Raw genomic sequence first — 22,085 nt, forward strand, 5'->3', positions numbered from 1 at the left:
TTCGTGGCCGCGCAAGGGAATTGTGCGCCGCCCGCGAAATTGGTACTGCAACGCAGTGGAGCATGGATACGCCTTCCCGACAGGATCGGCAGAACGCGTCCCGGAGTTTTATGAAATTTTCAGAGATTTCGTCCCTAGGATCGCAGTCGTCGCGCATGCAGCGCCATGACGTCGGCTGTCTGCCCCGCCGTTTCCGGTCCATGGCAGGAGTAGGCCATTGATCACTGCCTACCGTTCCAACTGCAAATCGGTGCCGCGCGCCGATATCGTTGCCGCCAGCACCATCTCGGACGACATCGTCTGGATCGATCTGGTCGACCCGACCCGCGAGGAAGAAGACAAGCTCGAGGCGCTGCTCGGCATCCAGGTTCCGACCCGTGACGATCTGAAGGACATCGAGCCATCGAGCCGCCTCTACAACGAGAACGGCGCCGTCTTCCTGACCGCATCCCTGGTATGGAAAGCCGACTCCGAGCTGCCGAGCCTGACCGACGTCGGCTTCATTCTCGTCGGCAACAGGCTGGTGACGATCCGCTATGCCAATCCGAAATCCTTTGCCCTGTTCATAGCAGCACTGCACCGGATCCCGGAAGACATGCGCAGCGGCGCCGCCTTGCTCGCCAAGCTGATGGAAACCATCGTCGATCGTACCGCCGAGATCCTCGAGCAGGCCGTGTCGCGGATCGATGTGCTGTCGACCCACGTGTTCGGCGACAAGGCGCGGAAAGTCCGCCGTCCTTCGAACTATCTCGAGGAAAAGCTGCGCGACGTCGCCGGCCACCACCGTCTGGTGAGCAAGTCGCGCGATAGCTTGATGTCGCTGTCGCGACTTCTTACCTTCATGCATACGATCCCGGCTGTTCAGCAGGATCGCGAGACCAAGGATCTCTGTCGCAACGTGACGCGGGATGTCCAGTCTCTTTCGGAACATGCGTCTTTCATTGCCGGCAATATCACCTTTCTGCTGGATGCTTCGCTCGGGTTGATCAATATCGAGCAGAATTCCATCATCAAGATATTCTCGATTGCTTCCGTCGTGTTCCTGCCGCCGACGCTGGTTGCGTCTGTCTACGGCATGAATTTCGAACATATGCCCGAGTTGCACTCGACGTTCGGGTATCCTGCCTCCCTCGTGTTGATGGTGGTCTCGGCCGTCGTCCCGTTCTTCTTTTTTCGTTGGAAAGGCTGGCTCTGAGAGCCTAGTGGTCCCGAATGTCTCACGAAATCGATCATTCTCCTGACAGGAAGATGAGCCCGCGCAAACTCTTCTACCTGACGCTCGGCTCCGTCGGCGTCGTCTATGGCGACATTGGCACGAGCCCGCTCTATGCCTTTCGCGAGGCATTGAAGCCGGTTGCCGCCGACGGCCTGACGCGCGGCGAGGTGATCAGCCTCGTGTCGCTGATGTTCTGGGCGCTCACCATCATCGTCACCTTCAAGTATGTCCTTTTCCTGCTGCGCGCCGATAACGACGGCGAAGGCGGCACACTCTCGTTGCTGGCGCTGCTGCTGAAGACCGCCAATGGCCATACCGCCGTGCTGATGTTCCTGGGGCTGAGCGGCGCCGCGCTCTTCCTCGGCGATGCGATGATCACTCCGGCGCTGTCGGTTCTCTCGGCGGTCGAAGGCCTGAAGCTGGTGACGCCGCACTTCGGGCCCTATGTGGTGCCGATTGCCGTCGCCATCCTGGCGCTGCTGTTTGCCATCCAGTCGCATGGTACCGGCGCCGTCGCCCGCTATTTCGGGCCCATTACCGCCGTCTGGTTCATCGTCATCGGCGTCGCCGGCCTGCTGCGTATTCCGGACGACTACGGCATCCTCAACGCCTTCAATCCCTGGTACGGCATCACCTTCCTGATGCACGAGGGCATTCTCGGCATCATCGTGCTCGGGGCGGTCTTCCTGACCGTTACCGGTGCGGAAGCGCTTTACGCCGATCTAGGCCACTTCGGTCGCCGACCCATCCAGTGGGCCTGGTTTGCGCTGGTCTTCCCGTCGCTGACGCTGAACTACCTCGGCCAGGGCGCCATGGTGCTGCGCGAGCCGCTCACCATGTCCGATCCGTTCTTCCTGATGTTCCCACACTGGGCGCTGCTACCGGTCGTATTCCTTGCCACCTGCGCCACGATCATCGCCAGCCAGGCGGTCATCACCGGGGCGTTCTCGCTCACCCGCCAGGCGATCCATCTCGGCTTCCTGCCGCGCATGGAGATCCTCTTCACCTCTGAGACCAATACCGGCCAGATCTTTCTGCCGTCGGTCAACACGCTGCTGTTCTTCGGCGTGATCTTCCTCGTGTTGAGTTTCCAGACCTCCGATTCGCTGTCGACCGCCTACGGGATCTCTGTGACGGGCGCGATGGTGGTGACTTCCGTCATGGCTTTCGAGTTCGTCCGCGTTCGCTGGAACTGGTCGCTGCCTCTGACCATCGTCGTGCTGATGCCGCTGTTCCTGCTCGAGATGGTCTTCCTCGGCGCCAACCTGCTGAAGATCCACGACGGCGGCTACATTCCGGTCATGATCGCCACCGCCTTCACGGTCGTCATGTGGACATGGCGACGCGGCACGGCGATCCTGATGGAAAAGACTCGTCATACGGATATTCCGCTGCCGTCGTTCGTCAGTTCCATCGAGCGGAAGAGCGACCACTCGCCGGCTTCCGTTCCGGGCACCGCCATCTTCCTGACCAGCGACCCCGAATCCGCGCCCGCAGCACTGCTTCACAATCTGAAACACAACCATGTTCTGCACGAAAAGAACGTCATCCTGACCATCCGCACGGTCAACAAGCCAAGGGTCGCCAACAGCGACCGCTACACGGTGCAAAAGGTCTCAGAGCGGTTTTCACGTGTCGAGCTACGTTTCGGATTCATGGAATCGCAGAACGTCTCGCAGGCACTGGCCGCCTTGCGCAAATCCGGATTGAAGTTCGACATCATGTCGACCTCCTTCTATCTCGGACGCCGCAAGCTCGTGCCGGATGCAAAATCGGGCATGCCGCACTGGCAGGACCGCCTGTTTATCGCGCTCGCCAATGCCGCGACCGACCCGTCCGACTATTTCCGCCTGCCGGCCAACCGCGTGGTCGAACTCGGCTCGCACGTCATCATCTGATCGGCGGGGGATCTCGGCGAAATTAACCATCTATCAAGGTTAATAGGACATTATCTGCTAATGTTCCCGTCGGTGATGGAGTGGGTGTTGCGTCGCATGAGTTCGTACCAGGCCAAGCCTCGCCGGCAACCCAGAAACTGGCTTTCGCCCGCAGTCTTCGGCTGCTGCGCCTGGCTGATTTTCCCCTCCGTATCAGCGCAGGCCGACATTGCCGGGCTGCTCTCCGGCTCCGACGATTCGGGCAGCAACTGGCGCATGGTGCTGACGACGTCGCCGGCCGGCTCCATCCATCAGGCGGAGCTTGCCTTCGCCAATGCCGACGAAAGCGGCATCGAGGGTGGCGGCATGCTGTTGCCGGTTGGGCGGCGTATTGCTTTCCAGTCCAAGGAAAAAGGCAGCGACCCGCGCCCGGACGAAGACCGCGTCCGCCGCCGCGACAAGAAGGGCAGGGTGACGGACGTCGTTCCCATGTCGCCGCCGAAAGATTTCACCGCCGGCTCCATCCTGCAGCGCACGACGCTGCTGTTCCACCCGGAACTCGACGTGCCCACCTCCGGCACCGGCGAGAAGACGGCGTTCGTCAAGGACGATATCGGCGACGGCGGCGTGCAGACAGCCTTCCTGTTTTCCAAGCAGGAGCCCCTGAAGGCCGATGGCGGTGTTCCACCCATTCTCGCAAGCCTCGTCACCAATCCTGTCGCCGACAGTCTGGCGCTGGGCTATGCCGAGCCCGGGCCCGACTATGCCACCGTCTCGCCCTTCGACAGCATCCTGAGTAAGCAACCTGCCGACAGCGGCCGTTTCGTGCCGCAGATCGGCGCCAAGGACCATCTCTGGGCGGCAAGCGTGTTGCCTGCAGCCGTATTTTCACCGGACGAACAGCAGTGCCTTGCGACCGGCATCTATTTCGAGGCCCGTGGCGAATCGGTGAAGGGGCAGGCGGCCGTGGCGCAGGTCATTCTTAACCGGGTCCGCAACCCGGCCTATCCGAAAACCATCTGCGGCGTCGTCTACCAGAACGAGGACTGGACCAACGCCTGCCAGTTTTCCTTCGCCTGCGACAAGGTCAAGGACCGCGTTAATTCGCCCGTTCATTGGCAGATCGCCCGCCAGGTGGCGATGGCGGTGACGGCCGGCAAGATCTGGCTCCCGGAAGTCGGCTCCGCGACCCATTACCATGCAGTCTACGTCAAGCCGCGCTGGGCGGCCGAGATGGTCAACGTCGGCCGCATCGGCATGCATCTCTTCTATCGGACGTATGGCGGCGGCTGGAGCTGACCGCCCGACCCCCGGGACGCGGCGCCCGCGGCAGCGGGTGCGACTTTCTGTCGTGATTTCGCAAAGCTCCCTTCAAGCGCATATAAGTCGATGATTTGCCTGCCTTTATTAATGGCGGGACATGTGCTTTCTACGTCTTGACTATGCTTTTCCATAAAACTATGTTCGCCCGAGTTCAAAACGGGCCGAAAGGTGGCTAAGCCTCCAGTTCGTTCTTAGGTTATCGGGGAAGGGTAGCGTTAAGGAACGGCAGCAGGGAGGGCGCCATGGTGGGGGATCAGGACGAAGGTCTTGAAAAGCGTAGGGCGCAATTGGGAGCCGAACTGGCAAACAAACGCGCTGCGACGGGGGAAGCCGAACGGGGGGAAGCTCGGGCTCAGGCCAGCCGCAAAGGCTATGCTCAAGCACTGAAACTCTCCAGCGAATTCGTTTCTGCCATCATTGTCGGCGCACTCATCGGCTACTTCTTGGACCGTCTGGCTGGCACCGGACCGTGGGGCATGATTATTTTCCTGCTCCTCGGGTTTTGTGCTGGTGTGCTGAATGTCTTGCGTATGGCCGGGAAGGTATCCACCCCAACGGTCGGCGACAGCAAGTCGGACAGGAAATAGGCAACAAGACTGCGCATCAGCGCATGTCTTCGAAGCATGGATATCCGCTGCTGAGGCGGGCAAGTGAGAGAGAACGCGCGGTGGCCAACGGTCCGATTCATCAATTCCAGATCAATAAGATCGTTCCGATCGAAATCGGCGGGCTGGATTTCTCATTCACCAATTCGTCGCTGTTCATGGTCGCATCGGTCGTTCTGGCTGGCGGATTTCTCTATTTCGCAACGGCGTCGCGCAGCCTGATCCCGGGCCGCGCCCAGTCCGTCGCCGAAATGTCCTACGAATTCATCGCCAATATCCTGCGTGAAGGTGCTGGCTCCGCCGGTATGAAATTCTTCCCGCTGGTCTTCACGCTGTTCATGTTCGTGCTGACCGCCAACCTGCTTGGCATGTTCCCCTATTTCTACACGGTAACAAGTCAGATTATCGTCACCTTCGCGTTGTCGATGCTGGTGATCGGCATTGTCGTGGTCTACGGCTTTTTCAAGCACGGCCTCGGCTTTCTGAAATTGTTTCTGCCGCAGGGCGTTCCCGCAGTGCTGCTGCCCCTTGTCATTTCGATCGAGGTTATCTCGTTCCTGGCCCGGCCGATCAGCCTTTCCGTCCGTTTGTTTGCCAACATGCTGGCTGGTCACATCACGCTCAAGGTGTTCGCAGGCTTCGTTGCCTCGCTTGGAGCCCTTGGCGCGCTCGGCATCGGTGGTGCCATCCTGCCTCTCATCATGACCGTCGCTCTGACGGCCCTCGAATTTCTCGTGGCATTCCTGCAGGCCTACGTATTTGCAGTGCTGACATGCATGTATCTGAACGATGCGCTGCATCCGGACGGCCACTGAGAAGTAAAGTCGTTGGTGCCGCGTGCACCAGTCAAAGCCAAAACCTATCAATCTAAGGAGTTTCTAACATGGACGCAGAAGCAGCAAAGTTCATCGGCGCCGGTATCGCTTGCATCGGCATGGGTGGCGCAGGCATCGGCCTCGGCACGATTTTCGGCAACTACCTGTCGGGCGCTCTTCGCAACCCGTCGGCTGCCGATGGCCAGTTCGGCCGTCTGATCTTCGGTTTCGCCGTTACGGAAGCTTTGGGCATCTTCTCGCTGCTCGTTGCTCTCCTCCTCCTCTTCGCCGTTTGATTTGTACGGTTTGATGGATCACGGCTTGCGGGAAGCGAGCCGTGATTCTTCGTATTTGCACCACTGGAGGTGAGCATGTTTGTGACTCCGGCTTATGCTGAAGAAGCCGCGCCGGCACCCGGCGAAGTGCACACGGAAACGGGTGTGGCCCCAGGCCATCACGCGTCTTTCCCGCCCTTTGACCCCAAGACATTTCCGTCTGCGCTGCTTTGGCTGGTGATTACATTCGCCATCTTCTACATCGTCATGCAGAAAGTCCTCGTGCCACGCGTTGGCGGGATCCTCGAGAGCCGGCACGCCCGGATCGCGCAGGATGTCGAGGAAGCCGCACGCCTGAAGGCCGAAGCCGACGCCGCTGTCGCGACCTATGAGCGCGAACTGGCAGAAGCCCGTGCCAAGTCCAATGCTATCGGTGCCGCAGCCCGCGCCGAAGCAAAGGCGAAGGCGGAAGCCGAACGCCGTGCCATCGAGGCAAGCCTGGCCGAAAAGATCAAGACCGCCGAAGCACGGATCGCCGAAATCAAGGCGAAGGCATTTGCCGACGTCGGCGCTGTTGCCGAAGAGGCTGCGTCATCCGTGGTCGAGCAGCTGATCGGTATGCCGGCTTCGCAGTCCGAGGTTGCCGCTGCTGTCGCCAACGTCAAGCAGGAGGCATAAGCCATGGAATTCCATCTGGACGAAACCTTCTTCGCCCTCGTTGGCCTGCTGCTGTTCATCGCCCTCATCGTCTACATGAAGGTTCCCGGCATGATGGCGAAGTCGCTCGACGAGCGCGCCGACCAGATCCGCAACGATCTGTCGGAAGCCAAGCGTCTGCGCGAGGAAGCCCAGCATCTGCTGGCCGAGTACCAGCGCAAGCGCAAGGAAGCGGAAGTCGAGGCGGCCAATATCGTTGCCTCTGCCGCTCGCGAAGCCGAGTTGCTGACAGCCGAAGCCAAGAAGAAGACGGAAGAATTCGTCGAACGCCGCACGGCAATTTCCGAGCAGAAGATCAAGCAGGCAGAGCTCGACGCCATCAAGGAAGTTCGCGCTGCCGCTGTCGACTTGGCAATCGCCGCAGCCCAAACCGTCATCGCCAGCAAGGCAGACGCCGGTGTTCAAGCGAAGCTGTTCCAGGCAGCGCTTGGCGACGTCAAGGCAAGCTTGAACTAAGCTTTGTACACATCAATGCGAAAGGCCGGGCATCGTCCCGGCCTTTTTGCATTTAGGGGGTTTCGTTGGCGAGGACATCCTTGCGCATCGGCCGGAAGCTCATGCGGTGCAGAGGGCAGGGGCCGACGAGTTCGATGCTGCTGCGATGAACTGCGGTGGCATAGCCGGCATGTGCCGCAAAGCCATAGGCCGGAAACACCATGCCGGCCCTGACCATCATCCGGTCGCGCGTTACCTTGGCAAGGATCGAAGCCGCGGCGATCGACAGCGACCGCCGGTCGCCCTTGACCACAGCCCTGCCGGAGCAGGGGAGGCCGGGTGGCACGTCGAGCCCGTCGACAAGCACGAAGCCTGCCGCGATCGCAAGACCGCAGACAGCCCGACGCATGGCATCGAGGCTCGCCTTGCGAATATCGGTCGCGTCGATGCGTCCGGCGCTGGACGATGCGATGGAGATCGTCGATGTCGCAATGATGAACTCGAACAGCTCTTCCCGTCTGGCAGCCGACAATTGCTTGGAATCGTTCAGGCCTTCGGGAATGTTATCCGGATCGAGGATGACGGCTGCAGCAACGACAGGCCCGGCGAGAGGACCTCGGCCTGCCTCGTCCGTGCCGGCAACCGGCCAGTGGCCTGCTTTGCGCGCCGAGTGCTCCAGCGTGAAATCCGGGACGAGCGGCAGGTCTTCGAAGAGCTGAGGAGAATCGGGTGGCGTGCGACGTGTCATGCGGCTGACCCTCGCACGCCAACCCGATTTCCTGCAAGTCCCCCGGCATTGGGGCGGCCAAGCCGGGGGATATCCTTTGGACAGTCAGGGCAACCGTCCGCAGGAATGGGTTTTCAGAGCAGCGACAGTTGAACGCCACTGCCATCCGGGGGAACGAACAGATCGGTGCGCAGTCTAATGCTGCGGCGCGTAAGGCCGAGCCTCTTGGTCGCCATCTCGAACCGACGGCTGATCTGCCAGGCGTAGGGTCCGGCACCTTTCATCCGCTTGCCAAAATCCGCATCGTAATCCTTGCCGCCGCGCATCTCGCGGACCAGCGACATCACATGCCGGTACCGGTCCGGGTAGTTCTGCAGCAGCCAGTCGCGAAACAGCGGACTGACTTCGAGCGGCAGGCGCAGCATTACGTAGCCGGCCTCCTCGGCGCCCGCAGCCTTGGCCGAATCCAGGATCTTCTCGAGTTCATGGTCGTTGAGTGCCGGGATCATTGGCGCCAGCATGACCGACGTCGGGATGCCCGCCGCGGAAAGCATCCGGACTGCCTCCAGTCTGCGTGCCGGCGTCGAAGCGCGGGGCTCCATGGTGCGTGCAAGCTTGCGGTCGAGGGTGGTGACCGACAGCGAGACGCGCACGAGGTTCTTTGCAGCGAGTTCGCCAAGGATATCGAGGTCGCGCAGCACCATGGCCGATTTGGTGACGATGGATACCGGATGGTTGGCCCGGTTCAGCACCTCCAGGATCTGGCGCATGATCCGCCATTCCTTCTCGATCGGCTGATACGGATCGGTGTTGGTGCCGATGGCAATGACCTTCGGCTCATAGCCTGGTTTAGCCAGTTCCCTTTCCAGCAGCTTCGGCGCATCCGGCTTGGCAAACAGCTTGGCCTCGAAATCCAGTCCGGCAGACAGCCCCATATAGGCGTGCGTCGGGCGCGCGAAACAGTAGATGCAGCCATGCTCGCAGCCACGGTAAGGATTGATGGAGCGATCGAAGGGAATGTCCGGCGACGTATTGCGGGTGATCGCCGTCCGCGCCTTCTCGATCTGCACCTCGGTCCTGAAGGGCGGCAGGTCTTCCAGCGACTGCCAGCCGTCGTCGATGCTCTCGCGGCTCGATAGTTCGAAGCGACCGCCAGGATTGAGCCCAGCACCGCGGCCACGCCGCCGGTCGATGTCGATCCGCAGACCGGACGAAACGATCAGTGCATCAGCCATATCTGCCGTGTTGGCAGGCGCGAATGCGGCCTGCCCTGCAAGGGACTGTTGGTTCATCGGTGGCTCCAGCGGCAGGGGATGCCCGTGCATCCCGATGTCTGACCTTGATTAAATTCCTATCGCAGCAATGAGAACAATGCAAGAACAAAATGCGGAAAACTGCGCTGGTATTCGATTATGCACCGCACTATAAACGAGCGATGTTGACAGTCATAATCGAATGCCGGGACCAGGAACCCGAATTGGCGCAGACACTTGCGTCCCTCGTCGCGGGTGCGATCGAGGGCCTGGTCTGTGACGTCGTGGTTCTCGACCATGGCTCAAGCGATGGCACCGAGCGCGTTGCCGATGCCGCCGGCTGCCGCTATCATACCGAATGGGATATCGGCGAAATCCTGCGCTCCGCACGCGGCGAATGGCTGCTGCTGGTGGAGCCCGGCGCGCGCCCGCAGGCCGGCTGGATAGACGAGATCGGCGAGTATATGGCGCTGAACAAGTTGCCCGCCCGCTTCACCGCCTCGCGTGGATACAGGCGGCCGTTGCTGCAGCGCATCGGCCGGGCGGTGTCGCCGCTGGAGTTCGGCTTCCTCATTTCAAAGGCGCAAGCTCTGGCCGCTGCCAGAAGCGGCATGACATTGGCAGAACTTGCCAAGGGCCAGAAGCCCGGAAAGCTGTCGAGCGAGATCATCCCGTCCTGGGTGGCGGCGCGCTCGCTGCGCTGAGCACGCAGCCTCTCTGATCAGACGGATTGTCCGCCGCGCTTGAGGTGTTCGTCCAGGCGCGGCATGATCTCGATGAAATTGCACGGCATATGGCGGTAGTCGAGCTGTGCCTTCAGGATGCCATCCCAGGCATCCTTGCAGGCGCCGGGCGATCCCGGCAGCACGAAGATGAAGGTGGCATTGGCCAGCCCTGCCGTCGCCCTCGACTGGATCGTCGACGTGCCGATCTTGTCGTAGGAGATGCGATGGAAGACCGCCGAAAAACCCTCCATGCGCTTTTCAAACAGCGGCTCCAGCGCATCCGGCGTCACGTCGCGGCCGGTAAAGCCGGTGCCGCCGGTGGTGATCACCACATCGACGGCGGGGTCCGTGGTCCAGGCTTCCACGGTAGCGCGGATCTGTGCGATATCGTCGGGCACTATGGCGCGGGCGGCCAACCAATGGCCGGCGTCTGCAATGCGCCCCACCAGAGTGTCACCGGATTTGTCGTCTTCGGCTGTGCGGGTGTCGGAGACGGTGAGCACGGCAATGCCGACTGGCACGAAAGGCCGCTGTTGCGTAGAGCCTGTCATCGGAGATCTCCTGCGGTTGTCTGCGTTGCCTGAAAATACCAGTCCGGCCTGTGGCTGTGAAGCGAAGCGGCCGCAGCCTTGGCTGCATCCGGATCGTCAAACAGGGCAAAACAGCTGGCACCAGAGCCGGACATCCTGACGAGCCTGGGTCGTTGCCCGGCCATTAATACCGATAGCTCGCCGATCTCGGGGCAAAGTGCACGCGCCGGCGGCTCTAGATCGTTGCGGAGGCTGTCGATCACGGAAAGCCACTCGGTGCTACTCTGCAGTTGCCGGTGTTCGAAACCGAACGGTGGATTGTTCTTCTCCGTCAACTGACGAAAAACCGCCGGTGTCGATACCCCGACCAGAGGGTTGCCGATCAGCAAGCCGAAGGACGGGAAGTCCGGTAGCACGTCGATCTCCTCGCCGATGCCACGGGCGATCAGTGGCCGGCTCGTCAGACACATCGGCACGTCAGCCCCGAGTTGCAGCGCAAGAGCCTTCAGCTTATCCGGCGTGAGATTGATATTCCAAAGCCGCATCAGCCCGCGCAAGGCCGCAGCGGCATCGGCCGAGCCGCCACCTATGCCGGAGGCGATGGGCAAACTTTTCTCGAGATGAATCAGGACCGGCGGTGCACTGCCGCCAGATGCCTGCCGCAAAAGATCGCGAGCCCTGATCACGAGGTTGCTAGTGGATTGCTCCTGCGGGCCAAGAGACGTTGCGAACCGTCCGGATATCTCGAACCTGTCCGCATCGGCGGCGCTGAACCCCAGCCGGTCGCCATGATCGGCAAAAGTCACCAGCATGTCGAGCAGATGGTAACCGTCGTCCCGAAGCCCCGTCACATGCAGGGCAAGGTTGATTTTCGCGGGCGCCTCTTCCGTGAGGTCGAAGGCGCCCGCGTCAAAAATCGATGGCATCGGTCGTCAGGATTTCTTGTCGACTGGCGGGGTCTCGGCCGGGACTGCTGCCGGCGGCTTGGATTTCTCCGCAGCCTTGGGGTCGTCGAGCGGCGGCAGGCCGTTGGCGATCTTGTCCTTCAGACGCGGCAGGTCGGCCTCTTCCGGCTTGTAGGTAATCGCCCGGTTCCACTGGTAGACGGCCTCGAGACGACGCCCGACGCGCCAGTATGCATCGCCGAGATGGTCGTTGACGGTGACATCGCCGGCTTCCAGCTGCACGGCGCGTTCCAGTTCCTTGACCGCATCGTCGAAGCGGTTGAGGCGGAAATAGGCCCAGCCGAGCGAATCGACGATGTAGCCGTCGTCAGGTCGCGCATCGACAGCCTTCTTGATCATCGCCAGCCCCTCGTCGAGGTTGCGGTTCATGTCGACCCAGGAATAGCCGAGATAGTTGAGCACCTGCGGCTGGTCGGGGTTTAGCTCGAGCGCCTTCTTGAAGTTCGGCTCGGCAATGTCCCACTTCTTCAGGCGCTCATAAGCGATAGCGCGCTGGTAGAAGATGTTCCAGTCGGCTTTGGTCGGCACTGGGCCGATGACCTCAACAGCCTTGTCATAGTTGTCGGCCATCGCCTGGTAGTTCTTGGCCTGAGACAGCACGTTGCCATAGGCAAGGTAGCTGCGGATATCCTTCGGATCGGACTCGATCAGCGACTTCAGGTGCTTGAGCGCATCTTCGGACTTGCCGCCCTGTGCCAGCGCCAGCCCGAGTTGCAGTTCAGAGATACGGGCCATTGGCGATCCCGGCGGCACCTGCTTGTAGAAGGCGATGGCGCGGTCCATCTGGTCCTGCTTTTCGGCAATGCCGCCGAGCAGCACCAGCGTGTCCGAGCTCTTCGGGTCCAGCGCATTCGCCGTCTCGAGGTACAGCGATACCACGTCTTCGGCGCCATCGCGGTTTAGCGCGGCGGCAACGGAGAACAGCACGGATGCGGCCCCCTGCGAGGCGTTGGTCACGGCCTGCTCCGGCTTTTCACCCTTGCCGATGCTGTCACGCAGCGCGTTCAGCGGCGCAAAATTGCTGATCATGCTGTCGCCGACGGAGATTGCGTCCAGCGCCTTCTGCTTGTTGCCTTCCTTGGCTTCGAGCGAGGCAAGCGCCATGACGGCGCGCATGTAGGTGTCCGGTGCCGTGGCGCCGCCGTCCTTGTCGAGCACGGCGCTGTTGAGGTGCGTGCGAGCCGATTTGGTATCGCCGATGACAAGGGCGATGGTGCCGGCCTGGTAGTTCTTGAAGATGTCGAACCAGTTCGGCCCCTGCATCTTGTCGACCATCGCCAGCGCTTCCTTGCCGCGTCCGGCGCCGACCTGCGCCCAGGCGGCAAGCAGCCCGTTCATCATCCGGTCGAGGTCGTTCGGGCCGGTGTATTTGAGGATAGCCTGGGCTGCGCTGTAATCGTGGCGGCGCATGGCGTCCATGCCGCGCACGATTGTGGTGATCCGCTCGACCGTCGGGTCGGACTTCAGTTCGTTGGCATATTTGACGCCTTCGTCGATATTGCCGTTGAGCAGCAGCGAAATCATCAGGCGTTGGCGGATTTCCGGGTTGCCCGGCTCGATCATCAGCGCCTTTTTGTAGAGCGCTATGGCGTTGATGTAGTCATGGTCGACATCGGCCGTGCGGGCGGCAAGAAAGGCGCCGGAAAAGGTATCGACGCGGTCCGGCTCGAAGGTCACCGTATCGCTCGCATCCACTGCCTTCTTGGACGCATCCTCAGCGTGCAGCACGTTGATCGCAGTCACCGAAATGAACGCGGCGAGAGCTGCGCTCGAAAGCAAGCGAATGGCAAGTGTTTGCCGCATTAGAGAACCTTTCTTGGAGGGCAACCGGAAGCCGGTCGCGCCATGCATTCTTTCAGCACTGATTCACAACAGGATGGCTTTTTTGAAGCGGCCCCGCAAGAAATACAGCTCGTCGCTTGTCAGTTAACGCGCTCGATGCAGAAGTCGATGACTTCCATCAGGGCCGATTTGCCGGGGCTGTCCGGCAACGGTGCCAGGGCATCTCGCGCAATCGTGCCGTAGTGGACGGCCCGTCCGATGGTGTCGTTGAGGGCGCCGTACTTGGTGATCAAACCCAAGGCCTTTTCGAGATTGGCGTCGCTGCTGTTGCCGTTCTCTATGGCGTCGCGCCAGAAGGCACGCTCTTCCTCGGTGCCCCGGCGATAGGCGAGGATGACCGGCAGGGTGATCTTGCCCTCGCGAAAATCGTCGCCGACATTCTTGCCGAGATCGACGGCCTTGCCACCATAGTCGAGCACATCGTCAACCAGCTGGAAGGCGAGACCAAGATTGGTCCCGTAGGATTTCAACGCATTGCGGCCGGATTTGCCGCCATTTGCAACGATCGGCCCGACTTCCGCAGCCGCTGCAAAAAGCGCCGCCGTCTTGGCGCGGATGACCGAGAGATAGTCGTCCTCGGTGGTCTCCATGTTCTTGGCGACCGACAGCTGCAGGACTTCGCCCTCGGCAATGACACAGGCCGCCGTCGACAGCACATCGAGCGCTTCCAGCGATCCGACATCCACCATCATACGAAATGCCTGGCCGAGCAGGAAGTCGCCGACCAGCACGCTCGCCTGGTTGCCCCAGATCATGCGGGCCGTGGAGCGGCCACGGCGCAAGTCGCTCTCGTCGACCACGTCGTCATGCAGCAGCGTTGCCGTATGCATGAACTCGACAGAGGTCGCCAGCTTGACGTGGTTTTCGCCCTTGTAGCCAAAAAGCGCTGCAGAGGCGAGCGTCAGCATCGGCCGCAAACGCTTGCCGCCGGAGGAAATCAGATGCTCCGCGACCTCCGGGATCATCTGCACATCGGATCCAGCCTTGGAAAGGATCAACTGGTTGACACGCTCCATATCTGCCTTGGTCAGGTCGACCAGCGGCTTGACGGAGGCCAGTCTGTTTTTGCTTTCTTCAAGCGGTATCACGACGCCCAACGTCCCGAACTCCTGTTCATTTTGTGAAAACGACAATAAGAAGGGGCAGGGGACGCGGCAAGGGGCGAATTGTCCGGTCGCGCAAAATTGACAGGAAACGCCAGGTTCATGCACGAATTGATACGCACCAACGATCCCGTCACGCTTTCATTCGCCGAAAGCCTGATGAAGGATGCGGGTATCCGCTGCATGGTTGCCGATGAGGCAATGAGCATTCTCGAAGGCTCGCTCGGCATGTTGCCGCGTCGCTTCTTGGTCGACGGGGACCGCGCCATCGAGGCCCGCCGCATCCTGATAGACGCCGGCCTTGGCGACGAGTTGCGCGCCGAGCGGCGCTGAGAGCGGCGATGAACGAACCCGGCGAAACCATCGACGCTTTTCATCGCGGCGCGTTCCATATCGTCCAGCCGAAGGGTCGGGGACATCGCTCCGGCATGGATGCCATGCTGCTAGCCTCACTCGTTGACGACAGCCGCGCCATCAGGGTTGCCGATCTCGGCGCCGGTGCCGGCGCTGCCGGTTTTGCCGTTGCCTCACGCCTCGAGCGTGCCGAGGTCACACTATTCGAACGCTCTCAGGAAATGGTCGAGTTTGCCGAAAAGAGCCTCGCGCTATCCGAAAACAGCCGTTTTGCCGGCCGGATATCGGTCGTCAGTGCCGATGTCACGCTGACAGGCAAGCGACGCAATGCTGTGGGCCTTGCCGACAACAAATTTGACCACGTCATCATGAACCCGCCCTTCAACGACGGCAGCGATCGGCTGACGCCCGACCCCCTCAGGGCGGAGGCGCATGCCATGACGGAAGGCCTTTTCGAGACCTGGCTGCGCACAGCCAGCGCCATCCTGGTCCCTGGCGGCCAGCTTTCGCTGATTGCCCGTCCGGAATCGATGGGCGAGATCATTGCTGCCTGCGGCCGGCGTTTCGGCGGGATCGAGATCACCGCCATCCACCCGCGCAACGGCGAAAGTGCGGTGCGGATCCTGGCGACCGCTATCAAGGGATCGAGGGCCCGCCTGGCGCTGCGCTATCCGCTCGTCATGCACGAGGAAGGCAGCAACCAGTTCATGCCTTTCGTCGACGACCTCAACAACGGACGCATTGCCTATCGTCGACGGTAACGGGTCTTTCTTTGTTTTCACGCATTTCCGGACGCAAAACCGCTCAGCGCGTTTGCTGGAATTACTAGAAGAAGATGTCTCCCAGTAGCTTGATGTTCAGAAGGGCAATGGCGAAGGCAATCAGGTAGGCAATTGCACTCAGCCAGCGCGGAGCCACCAGGGCACCCATCTTCGCCTTGTCGGAGGTAAACATCACCAGAGGGAAGACGGCGAAGGAAAGCTGCAGGCTGAGCACCACCTGGGTCAGGATCAGCAGTTCCGACGTACCCTCGTCGCCGAACCAGATGGTGACGATAGAGGCCGGGATGATGGCCAGACCGCGCGTCACTGCCCGGCGGATCCACGGCTTCAGCCTGATCTGCAGAAAGCCTTCCATGACGATCTGGCCTGCCAGCGTCGCGGTCACCGTCGAATTGATGCCGCAGCAGAGAAGAGCAATGCCGAACAGGGTCGGCGCAATCGCCATGCCCAGCAGTGGCGCCAGCAGCGAGCTCGCATCGCCGAGTTCGACCACGTCGGTCTTGCCGTGGGCATGGAAGGCGGCAGCGGCAAGGATGAGGATCGCAGCGTTGATCAGCAGCGCAAATGTCAGCGCCACCGTCGAGTCTATCGTTGCAAACGTCAGCGCCTCGCGCTTTTCCGGCAGGGTCTTGCCGTATTTGCGGGTCTGTACGATGCCTGAATGCAGATAGAGATTGTGCGGCATGACGGTCGCCCCGAGGATGCCGAGTGCCAGGTACAACATTTCCGGATTACGGACTATGTCTGTGGTCGGCAGGAAGCCACGGATGACGCCGCCCCAATCCGGATCGGCAAGGGCGATCTGGAAGGCGAAGCAGCAGGCGATGACGCCAAGCAGGGTAATGATCAGTGCCTCGATCCAGCGGAAACCGAGCCGCTGCAGATAGAGAATGAGAAATACGTCGAGCGCCGTCAGCAGCACGCCCAGTTCCAGCGGCATGCCGAAGATCAGGTTGAGCCCGATGGCGGTACCGATGACTTCAGCGATATCGGTGGCGATGATGGCGATTTCGGCGAGTGCCCAGAGCGGTACCGCGACATAGCGCGGAAATGCATCGCGACAGGCCTGCGCCAGGTCGCGGCCGCTGGCGATGGCGAGCCGGGCGCACAGAGCCTGCAGCACGATGGCCATCAGGTTGGACAGAAGCGCCACCGAGAGAAGCGCATAGCCGAATTTCGAGCCGCCCGCGAGCGAAGTCGCCCAGTTGCCGGGGTCCATGTAGCCGACCGCCACCAGGTAGCCCGGCCCGGCAAACGCCATCATCCGGCGCAGCTTCGATCCGCTCTTCTGGGTGTCCACCGAACCATGCACGTCGGCAAGGCTGAGGTCGAGGCTGTCCTGCCGCCAGCCGGCATCGGTTTTCGGTTTGATCGCGTCCATGGTGTCCTCGTCTGTATGCTGCAATGCAAGACTAGTTGTTTAGAATGATAATGCAAGTCATTCGCAACAAGAAATTTATGTGACGAGAAAATTTGCCGTGGCGGGGTCATTTGCGGCAGCAGAGCGATGTGATGGTCAGGCTGATCGGGGGCGGAGGGATAGCGCGCGCATCGGCTTCGGTGGGCGCGGCGCGTGGTGCGATAACGCCGGATAACAGCGCTACAAGGCCATAAATCGTGTCGGTATTCAGCTATTGGCAAGATGTTTATATTTATTGTTAATAATTTATACGTCATATATTCGTCATCAAACAGTCATGAAGACGCGTCCTTGACCCCTGCGCCCCATGTTCGCAAGGGTTGGCCGGGAAGGGGCATCTTTGGCAATCATCTGCTTTGCAAATAGCCGGTCGGAAATCGGAGGGCGCGCTGCCGCTGCCGTAGCGAACGAACTATTGAACGAGGGGTTTGGTGCCGCACTTTACGACTGCCTGGAACGGTTTGCTCTGGAAACCCACCTGCAATTTCCGCGCGACACATCGGTGCGAAATCCGGTTTGCGGAAGGCAGTTCATCGAGGAGACCAGAGCCCTCGCCCGAACCCATGAACATCTTGTCATCGACCTCTCCGGTGCCGGGGACCAGATCGCCGCGATCGCCTTTGCCATGGCGGATCTCGTGCTCATTCCCTTCCTCCCCCATCAGCCGGACGCCGCTCCGTTCGTAAGGACAATCGAGCTCCTCGACATACTCTCCTCCCACCGCTCGCAACCTCTGCGCCGTGCAGTTTTCCTCGCCAGCCACGACAGCATCAGTCCACGCGTGCATCTGGAGATTTCCGGCCAACTGATCCGCCGCGGCCTCGCAACATTCCCAGTGTCCTTCCAAGACCCGCCAAAGCAAGTCGTGGCAACCGGCAAAGCGCGATGCATCGATCACACTGAAGTCGCTGCCGAGAGCGCCGCATCCCTCCTCAAAGCCGACATCGCACGCTTCAGCCAATACGCCCTCAACGCAGCCCTCCACCCAAACCACTCCACCACCCGCGCGCTGGCGGCCAGCTGATAAGGCTGGGGCGCGTAAAAGTTACGGATCAATCGCCTAAGTCCGGACCGCGCTACCTACTTCGCCACGGGAGTAGGAGGCACTTGCGCTACCTTCAGCCTGATTTCATTTTCGCCTAATATCGGGGTGATGCTTGTGGCATGCCGCCTGCCCACTCGTCGTCCACGAAGGTGATTGCAATGAAAAACGATTTGCCTTCCCGGTCGTCGCGCTCATGCACCTTGGCAAATCTTGCCGTCCAAACGCTTCTGTGCGCAGCGAGTATTCTAGTCCTCGCCCGAGAAAGTCATGCCGACCAACCCATTGAAAGGGTTGAAAGCATTCATTACAAAGTCGCGTCGGATTATACATACAAGTTTACGATGGTCATCGACGACTTCGTGCAAAAGCAAGCGCAGATCAAGGATCTGTCGCAGTTTGCAATGACATATGACCCTGCCAGAACGTCGTTTCGTTTTATAAAAGGGTGGGTCGATGGACCCAACGGCGTTCGTCACGAACCGGCACCGGATGCCATATTCACCCGTCCAAGTGCCGCCTCGCGCGACGCGCCGGGCTTCGTATCCTCGCTGACGACAACGGTTGTCATGCCTGCGGTGACGACCGGCAGCCATGTTCACTACGAGATCGAGGAAGTCGTCTCCAAACCGTCCCTGATGGGCTTCAACCCGGCGGCATGGCTCGACCCGTTTCGAGACGCCAACGAGCAGGTGGTCATCGACATGCCTGCCACACTTCCCTTCACCATCGCCAGCCAGGGTGGTTTCGCAGTCTCCGACACGACGGCGAACGGCATTCGTCATATCGTCGCCGACGCCAGCCTGCGGAACGTCTCGGCCGGTGACAAAGAGCAGCATATGGCCTCCCTCGTGGAGTTCGAGCCGCTGTTTCTCGGCACCTCGCTGCGCAGTTACAACGAAGCCGGCGACATCTACTACCGCGTCAACAAGGGCAAGCCGGTTGTCACGGCAGAGATCGACGCGCTCGCCAAGAGTATCGTCGGAGATCGCAGGGGGCTCGACGCAGCACGCGCCATCTATGACTGGTGCGCCAAGAACATCCGCTATCTCGCCGTTTACATGAGCGATGACGACGGCTACGAATCGCATGACGCAGCGACCATCTTGAAAAACGGTTATGGCGATTGCAAAGACCACGTTACGTTGATGCAAGCCCTTCTTTCTGCAGAAGGCATCCGCTCCCAGCCGGCACTCATCGACTGGAGCAATCGGGCCAGACCGCTTCCGCTCTGGTCGCCCTACGAGATCAATCACGCGATAATTTATCTGCCCGACTTCGATGTCTTCGCCAACCCGACCAGCCCCTTCACCCCGTTTGGTGTCCTCGATCAGGGACTGAGCGGCAAGCTCGCCATTGTCGCTGGCGAGCATTCCGAGGTTCGTCGCACGCCTGAGATGACGCCTGAAACCGAGCAATTCGTCACCAAAGGCTCCATACGCATCAACGACGACGGAACCATCCTCGGCCAGGCGACCGCGACGATGTCACCAAGCATCGAAATGTCGCTCCGCTCGGCCCTGCAAAACCCCGATGAAAACAACCGCCGGATCGACCGCAAGCTCCGAAACACGCCCGAAGGCGGCTTTGGCCGGCTTGTGACGAGCGGGCCGGAGGACATGGATCATCCTTTCAAACTGACGATGGACTGGCATAGTCCCCATGGAATAGACCCGGCGGGCGGTGCGTTCGTGTTGCCATCGCCGCCCCTGTTCGATCCGATCGATGAGCTGCGATCGTTTCTCGACCGGAAGGGCAGGCGTTTTACGCCCATGGAGTTGCCCGTTCGTGATCTCAACTGGGCTTATAGCGTCGCCATGCCCGCCTCTTTCAGGATTGCTACTGCGCCCAGGGATGTCGATATCAGCAACGAAGTTGGGTCTTACAAGGCGATCTACCAACGCCAGGAAGATTGCCTGGTCGTCCAACGTCAACTTGTCCTGAAGGCGAGAGAGCTCGAACCTTCCGCCTACGCCGATCTGGAGCGCCTTATCTATGCAGCGCAGAACGACTTTACAGCCATCGTGACGACAGGCGCCAGACAGATCGGATCTCCCGAGACGAGTGCAGACAGCTCCAAATGCCATCCTTGATCCGCTCCGTAATCTGATTGCTCCACCGCTTGCGCAGAACGCCACAAATCTGCAGCCAGTCACCCTGCAAATCAGGGCGCGCTGCGCTCTTCCCCCGCTTTCGTCCCGTCAGCCATTGTGTTTGCCGTTTCAATTCATACATGCTTGTGACTTGAACGGGACCAAAACAAGGGTTTGACGATGGCTGGACTGCTGAGACGACTGCTGCCGAAGCGATTTCGCAAGGAGGGGACGGTGATCCCCGTTGTTCGCCTCAGCGGCACGATCATGGCAGGTGGCAGCCCTTTCCGGCCAGCCCTCAATCTGGCCAGTGTCGGCCACGCTCTCGACAAGGCGTTTTCGATGAAGGCATCACCTGCGGTTGCCATCGTCATCAACTCGCCGGGTGGCTCGCCCGTCCAGTCGCGCATGGTCTACAATCGCATCCGCGACCTCGCGGTCGAGAAGAAGAAGAAGGTGCTCGTGTTCGTCGAGGATGTGGCTGCTTCCGGCGGCTACATGATTGCGCTCGCCGGCGACGAGATCATCGCCGACCCGACATCGATCGTCGGATCTATCGGCGTTGTCTCCGGCGGCTTCGGTTTTCCCGAACTGTTGAAGAAGATCGGCGTCGAGCGGCGTGTCTACACCGCCGGCAGCAACAAGGTGATCCTCGATCCTTTCCAGCCGGAAAAGGAGAAGGACATCGACTATCTCAAGAGCCTGCAGCTCGAGATCCACACGATTTTCATCGACATGGTCCGCGAGCGCCGCGCCGGCCTGATAAAGGCGGACGATGATACGATCTTCTCCGGCCTGTTCTGGACGGGAACAAGGGGACTGGAGCTCGGCCTCATCGACGGCCTCGGCGAAATGCGCCAGGAGCTGAAGAAACGCTATGGCGAAAAGACGAAAATCGAGCTCGTCTCGTCGTCGCGCGGCCTGTTCGGAAGAAAGGCGCCAAGCATCGCCTTGCCCGGCCTTGACAGCATTGCCGCAGGTCTTGCATCCGGGCTTGCGGAAGCCGCAGAAGAAAAGGCACTATGGGGCCGATACGGATTATAACAACGGAACAGCCCCGGCATGGCGCAGCTCATTTTCATCATCGTTATCGGCAGCGTCTGCTGGCTGATCTACAAGCGCTTCATCAACGCGGCGCAGCGGCTGCAACAGCAGTCGCAGCGCCAGGAGCGCGAGCGCAGCACCGGCGCCATGGGCACGCTCGTCAAGGATCCGTTGACGGGCGAATACCGGCTGAAGAGGGACGAGGAATAGCGGGTCGCGGGATGCTAGTTCCGGATCAAACCTGCGAAATGCGTGCAGTGCCAAATGATTGACCAGGCTAGCTGCACCGCGAGTGCATCGCTAGCGCCGATGCCGGACCCGCGAAACCCAATCGGCTCCTGCATAGCTGATGCAGACTATTAGGATAGTGCGTGTTGGGTCGTCGACGGTGAAACAAACAACTGCTTTTTCAGAGGCCGGTATAGCGCGTAACCCGGGATAGATTTCGTCACGCACGGTGCCGATTTTCGGAAAGTCTGCGAGCGACGCAATGAAATTCACGATTTCATCTGTCTTTGCCAGTCCGACTGCAATGCCGGCATAGTCCGAAATCATCGAAACGGTCTCAAAAAAGATCGTCTTCGACCGCCGGGTGCCTACGGATCGTATAGCGCATGGATGGCCTTACATGTTGTGTTGCGCGCTCAGCTTTTTCTTCACGCGCTCGGCCATGTCAGCGCCGTCCCACGGTAACCAGTCACCGACAGGCAAGGCCATCCGTCGCCGGATTTCATCTGTCAGTCCCACAGGATCTTCGGCGGAAGTTTCATTTTGAAGCATCATCCGGGCAATGCCAGCTTCCACCACGCTCGAGATCGACGGATAGATACCCTCCTCGACCAGTCGTTCCGCATAGCGCAAATAGTCTTCGGTAAGGGTAATCTCTGTCTTGACGTTCATTGTCCTTCTCCGATGAAGCCGGTGTTTCTCTATACTTGTTAT

General features: G+C 60.4%; 23 protein-coding genes. 15 read left to right on the top strand and 8 right to left on the bottom strand.

The genetic code is table 11. The annotated features are described in order from the left end of the window. Window positions 1-217 precede the first annotated feature (217 nt). The 8 genes from corA (at window position 218) to EQW76_RS09545 (ending at window position 7,284) form a co-directional block, all read left to right on the top strand. Entirely contained in the window at window positions 218-1,195 is a 978-nt protein-coding gene (gene corA, locus EQW76_RS09510) for a magnesium/cobalt transporter CorA (RefSeq protein ID WP_142824131.1), read from the top strand. 17 nt (window positions 1,196-1,212) lie between these two features. After that, entirely contained in the window at window positions 1,213-3,114 is a 1,902-nt protein-coding gene (locus EQW76_RS09515) for a potassium transporter Kup (RefSeq protein ID WP_111217627.1), read from the top strand. 96 nt (window positions 3,115-3,210) lie between these two features. Next, complete coding sequence (locus tag EQW76_RS09520; protein ID WP_244616945.1) at window positions 3,211-4,392, top strand: cell wall hydrolase; 1,182 nt, start codon at window positions 3,211-3,213, stop codon at window positions 4,390-4,392. Window positions 4,393-4,658: 266 nt separating this feature from the next. Continuing rightward, window positions 4,659-5,003 carry an AtpZ/AtpI family protein gene (locus EQW76_RS09525; protein ID WP_142824132.1) on the top strand — a complete coding sequence of 115 codons (345 nt, stop codon included), beginning with the start codon at window positions 4,659-4,661 and terminating at the stop codon, window positions 5,001-5,003. Window positions 5,004-5,083: 80 nt separating this feature from the next. After that, window positions 5,084-5,836 carry a F0F1 ATP synthase subunit A gene (locus EQW76_RS09530; protein ID WP_111217911.1) on the top strand — a complete coding sequence of 251 codons (753 nt, stop codon included), beginning with the start codon at window positions 5,084-5,086 and terminating at the stop codon, window positions 5,834-5,836. 68 nt (window positions 5,837-5,904) lie between these two features. Continuing rightward, window positions 5,905-6,132, top strand: coding sequence for a F0F1 ATP synthase subunit C (locus tag EQW76_RS09535; RefSeq protein WP_111217634.1), 228 nt, complete (start codon window positions 5,905-5,907; stop codon window positions 6,130-6,132). A 75-nt stretch (window positions 6,133-6,207) separates the two neighbouring features. After that, a complete protein-coding gene (locus EQW76_RS09540) occupies window positions 6,208-6,789 on the top strand; it encodes a F0F1 ATP synthase subunit B (RefSeq protein ID WP_142824133.1) in 582 nt (193 codons plus the stop codon). A 3-nt stretch (window positions 6,790-6,792) separates the two neighbouring features. Next, complete coding sequence (locus EQW76_RS09545; RefSeq protein WP_111217638.1) at window positions 6,793-7,284, top strand: F0F1 ATP synthase subunit B; 492 nt, start codon at window positions 6,793-6,795, stop codon at window positions 7,282-7,284. A 52-nt stretch (window positions 7,285-7,336) separates the two neighbouring features. Here the strand turns inward: EQW76_RS09545 and EQW76_RS09550 are convergent, their stop codons facing one another. Together EQW76_RS09550 and EQW76_RS09555 are read right to left on the bottom strand one after the other, a co-directional pair. Further along, the gene (locus EQW76_RS09550; RefSeq protein WP_142824134.1) at window positions 7,337-8,011 is read right to left on the bottom strand and encodes a ribonuclease HII; all 675 of its coding nucleotides are present in this window, start codon (window positions 8,009-8,011) and stop codon (window positions 7,337-7,339) included. Between the two features lie 113 nt (window positions 8,012-8,124). Next, entirely contained in the window at window positions 8,125-9,282 is a 1,158-nt protein-coding gene (locus EQW76_RS09555) for a PA0069 family radical SAM protein (protein ID WP_142824135.1), read from the bottom strand. Window positions 9,283-9,425: 143 nt separating this feature from the next. Between EQW76_RS09555 and EQW76_RS09560 the strand changes: the two genes are divergently transcribed. Further along, the gene (locus EQW76_RS09560) at window positions 9,426-9,947 is read left to right on the top strand and encodes a glycosyltransferase family A protein (RefSeq protein WP_142824136.1); all 522 of its coding nucleotides are present in this window, start codon (window positions 9,426-9,428) and stop codon (window positions 9,945-9,947) included. Window positions 9,948-9,964: 17 nt separating this feature from the next. Here EQW76_RS09560 and moaB read toward each other — a convergent pair whose 3' ends face one another. The 4 genes from moaB to EQW76_RS09580 form a co-directional block, all read right to left on the bottom strand. Continuing rightward, entirely contained in the window at window positions 9,965-10,519 is a 555-nt protein-coding gene (moaB, locus tag EQW76_RS09565) for a molybdenum cofactor biosynthesis protein B (protein ID WP_142824137.1), read from the bottom strand. Continuing rightward, the gene (locus tag EQW76_RS09570) at window positions 10,516-11,424 is read right to left on the bottom strand and encodes a 4-(cytidine 5'-diphospho)-2-C-methyl-D-erythritol kinase (RefSeq protein ID WP_142824138.1); all 909 of its coding nucleotides are present in this window, start codon (window positions 11,422-11,424) and stop codon (window positions 10,516-10,518) included. Before EQW76_RS09570 ends, moaB begins: the two co-directional genes overlap by 4 nt. Before the next feature lie 6 nt (window positions 11,425-11,430). Next, window positions 11,431-13,266: a tetratricopeptide repeat protein gene (locus EQW76_RS09575; protein ID WP_142824139.1), complete on the bottom strand. Its 1,836-nt coding sequence runs from the start codon at window positions 13,264-13,266 to the stop codon at window positions 11,431-11,433. A gap of 119 nt (window positions 13,267-13,385) precedes the next feature. Further along, entirely contained in the window at window positions 13,386-14,402 is a 1,017-nt protein-coding gene (locus EQW76_RS09580) for a polyprenyl synthetase family protein (RefSeq protein WP_142824140.1), read from the bottom strand. Window positions 14,403-14,510: 108 nt separating this feature from the next. Here EQW76_RS09580 and EQW76_RS09585 point away from each other — a divergent pair, with 108 nt between their 5' ends. Together EQW76_RS09585 and EQW76_RS09590 are read left to right on the top strand one after the other, a co-directional pair. Next, window positions 14,511-14,741 carry a DUF2007 domain-containing protein gene (locus EQW76_RS09585; RefSeq protein ID WP_142824141.1) on the top strand — a complete coding sequence of 77 codons (231 nt, stop codon included), beginning with the start codon at window positions 14,511-14,513 and terminating at the stop codon, window positions 14,739-14,741. A gap of 8 nt (window positions 14,742-14,749) precedes the next feature. Beyond that, window positions 14,750-15,523 (top strand): methyltransferase, encoded by a 774-nt coding sequence (locus EQW76_RS09590; protein WP_142824142.1) that lies wholly within the window; start codon window positions 14,750-14,752, stop codon window positions 15,521-15,523. A gap of 64 nt (window positions 15,524-15,587) precedes the next feature. Here the strand turns inward: EQW76_RS09590 and EQW76_RS09595 are convergent, their stop codons facing one another. Then, window positions 15,588-16,925: an Nramp family divalent metal transporter gene (locus tag EQW76_RS09595; protein WP_142824143.1), complete on the bottom strand. Its 1,338-nt coding sequence runs from the start codon at window positions 16,923-16,925 to the stop codon at window positions 15,588-15,590. Between the two features lie 379 nt (window positions 16,926-17,304). On the opposite strand from EQW76_RS09595, the gene EQW76_RS09600 reads away from it, so the two are divergent. From EQW76_RS09600 to EQW76_RS09615, 4 genes are all read left to right on the top strand, one after another. Beyond that, window positions 17,305-17,988: a ParA family protein gene (locus EQW76_RS09600; RefSeq protein WP_142824144.1), complete on the top strand. Its 684-nt coding sequence runs from the start codon at window positions 17,305-17,307 to the stop codon at window positions 17,986-17,988. Between the two features lie 362 nt (window positions 17,989-18,350). After that, a complete protein-coding gene (locus EQW76_RS09605; RefSeq protein WP_161990940.1) occupies window positions 18,351-20,099 on the top strand; it encodes a DUF3857 domain-containing protein in 1,749 nt (582 codons plus the stop codon). A 180-nt stretch (window positions 20,100-20,279) separates the two neighbouring features. Continuing rightward, window positions 20,280-21,143: a S49 family peptidase gene (locus EQW76_RS09610; protein WP_142824146.1), complete on the top strand. Its 864-nt coding sequence runs from the start codon at window positions 20,280-20,282 to the stop codon at window positions 21,141-21,143. Between the two features lie 18 nt (window positions 21,144-21,161). After that, window positions 21,162-21,353: a hypothetical protein gene (locus EQW76_RS09615; protein ID WP_142824147.1), complete on the top strand. Its 192-nt coding sequence runs from the start codon at window positions 21,162-21,164 to the stop codon at window positions 21,351-21,353. Window positions 21,354-21,767: 414 nt separating this feature from the next. Here EQW76_RS09615 and EQW76_RS09625 read toward each other — a convergent pair whose 3' ends face one another. Beyond that, window positions 21,768-22,043 carry a hypothetical protein gene (locus EQW76_RS09625; RefSeq protein WP_142824148.1) on the bottom strand — a complete coding sequence of 92 codons (276 nt, stop codon included), beginning with the start codon at window positions 22,041-22,043 and terminating at the stop codon, window positions 21,768-21,770. Window positions 22,044-22,085: the final 42 nt, after the last annotated feature.

Origin of the sequence: Rhizobium sp. rho-13.1, from assembly GCF_007000305.1 — a bacterium.
Lineage (GTDB): Bacteria > Pseudomonadota > Alphaproteobacteria > Rhizobiales > Rhizobiaceae > Rhizobium > Rhizobium rhododendri.

Excerpts from the sequence above, each read along its gene's own strand:
- EQW76_RS09605 (WP_161990940.1), top strand. The coding sequence starts at position 18,351 with ATGGTCATCGACGACTTCGTGCAAAAGCAAGCGCAGATCAAGGATCTG.
- EQW76_RS09570 (WP_142824138.1), bottom strand. The coding sequence starts at position 11,424 with ATGCCATCGATTTTTGACGCGGGCGCCTTCGACCTCACGGAAGAGGCG.
- EQW76_RS09560 (WP_142824136.1), top strand. The coding sequence starts at position 9,426 with ATGTTGACAGTCATAATCGAATGCCGGGACCAGGAACCCGAATTGGCG.
- EQW76_RS09590 (WP_142824142.1), top strand. The coding sequence starts at position 14,750 with ATGAACGAACCCGGCGAAACCATCGACGCTTTTCATCGCGGCGCGTTC.
- EQW76_RS09515 (WP_111217627.1), top strand. The coding sequence starts at position 1,213 with ATGTCTCACGAAATCGATCATTCTCCTGACAGGAAGATGAGCCCGCGC.
- EQW76_RS09585 (WP_142824141.1), top strand. The coding sequence starts at position 14,511 with ATGCACGAATTGATACGCACCAACGATCCCGTCACGCTTTCATTCGCC.
- EQW76_RS09525 (WP_142824132.1), top strand. The coding sequence starts at position 4,659 with ATGGTGGGGGATCAGGACGAAGGTCTTGAAAAGCGTAGGGCGCAATTG.
- EQW76_RS09575 (WP_142824139.1), bottom strand. The coding sequence starts at position 13,266 with ATGCGGCAAACACTTGCCATTCGCTTGCTTTCGAGCGCAGCTCTCGCC.
- EQW76_RS09540 (WP_142824133.1), top strand. The coding sequence starts at position 6,208 with ATGTTTGTGACTCCGGCTTATGCTGAAGAAGCCGCGCCGGCACCCGGC.
- moaB (WP_142824137.1), bottom strand. The coding sequence starts at position 10,519 with ATGACAGGCTCTACGCAACAGCGGCCTTTCGTGCCAGTCGGCATTGCC.
- EQW76_RS09520 (WP_244616945.1), top strand. The coding sequence starts at position 3,211 with ATGAGTTCGTACCAGGCCAAGCCTCGCCGGCAACCCAGAAACTGGCTT.
- EQW76_RS09615 (WP_142824147.1), top strand. The coding sequence starts at position 21,162 with ATGGCGCAGCTCATTTTCATCATCGTTATCGGCAGCGTCTGCTGGCTG.
- EQW76_RS09625 (WP_142824148.1), bottom strand. The coding sequence starts at position 22,043 with ATGAACGTCAAGACAGAGATTACCCTTACCGAAGACTATTTGCGCTAT.
- EQW76_RS09555 (WP_142824135.1), bottom strand. The coding sequence starts at position 9,282 with ATGAACCAACAGTCCCTTGCAGGGCAGGCCGCATTCGCGCCTGCCAAC.
- EQW76_RS09550 (WP_142824134.1), bottom strand. The coding sequence starts at position 8,011 with ATGACACGTCGCACGCCACCCGATTCTCCTCAGCTCTTCGAAGACCTG.
- EQW76_RS09595 (WP_142824143.1), bottom strand. The coding sequence starts at position 16,925 with ATGGACGCGATCAAACCGAAAACCGATGCCGGCTGGCGGCAGGACAGC.
- EQW76_RS09610 (WP_142824146.1), top strand. The coding sequence starts at position 20,280 with ATGGCTGGACTGCTGAGACGACTGCTGCCGAAGCGATTTCGCAAGGAG.
- EQW76_RS09535 (WP_111217634.1), top strand. The coding sequence starts at position 5,905 with ATGGACGCAGAAGCAGCAAAGTTCATCGGCGCCGGTATCGCTTGCATC.
- EQW76_RS09545 (WP_111217638.1), top strand. The coding sequence starts at position 6,793 with ATGGAATTCCATCTGGACGAAACCTTCTTCGCCCTCGTTGGCCTGCTG.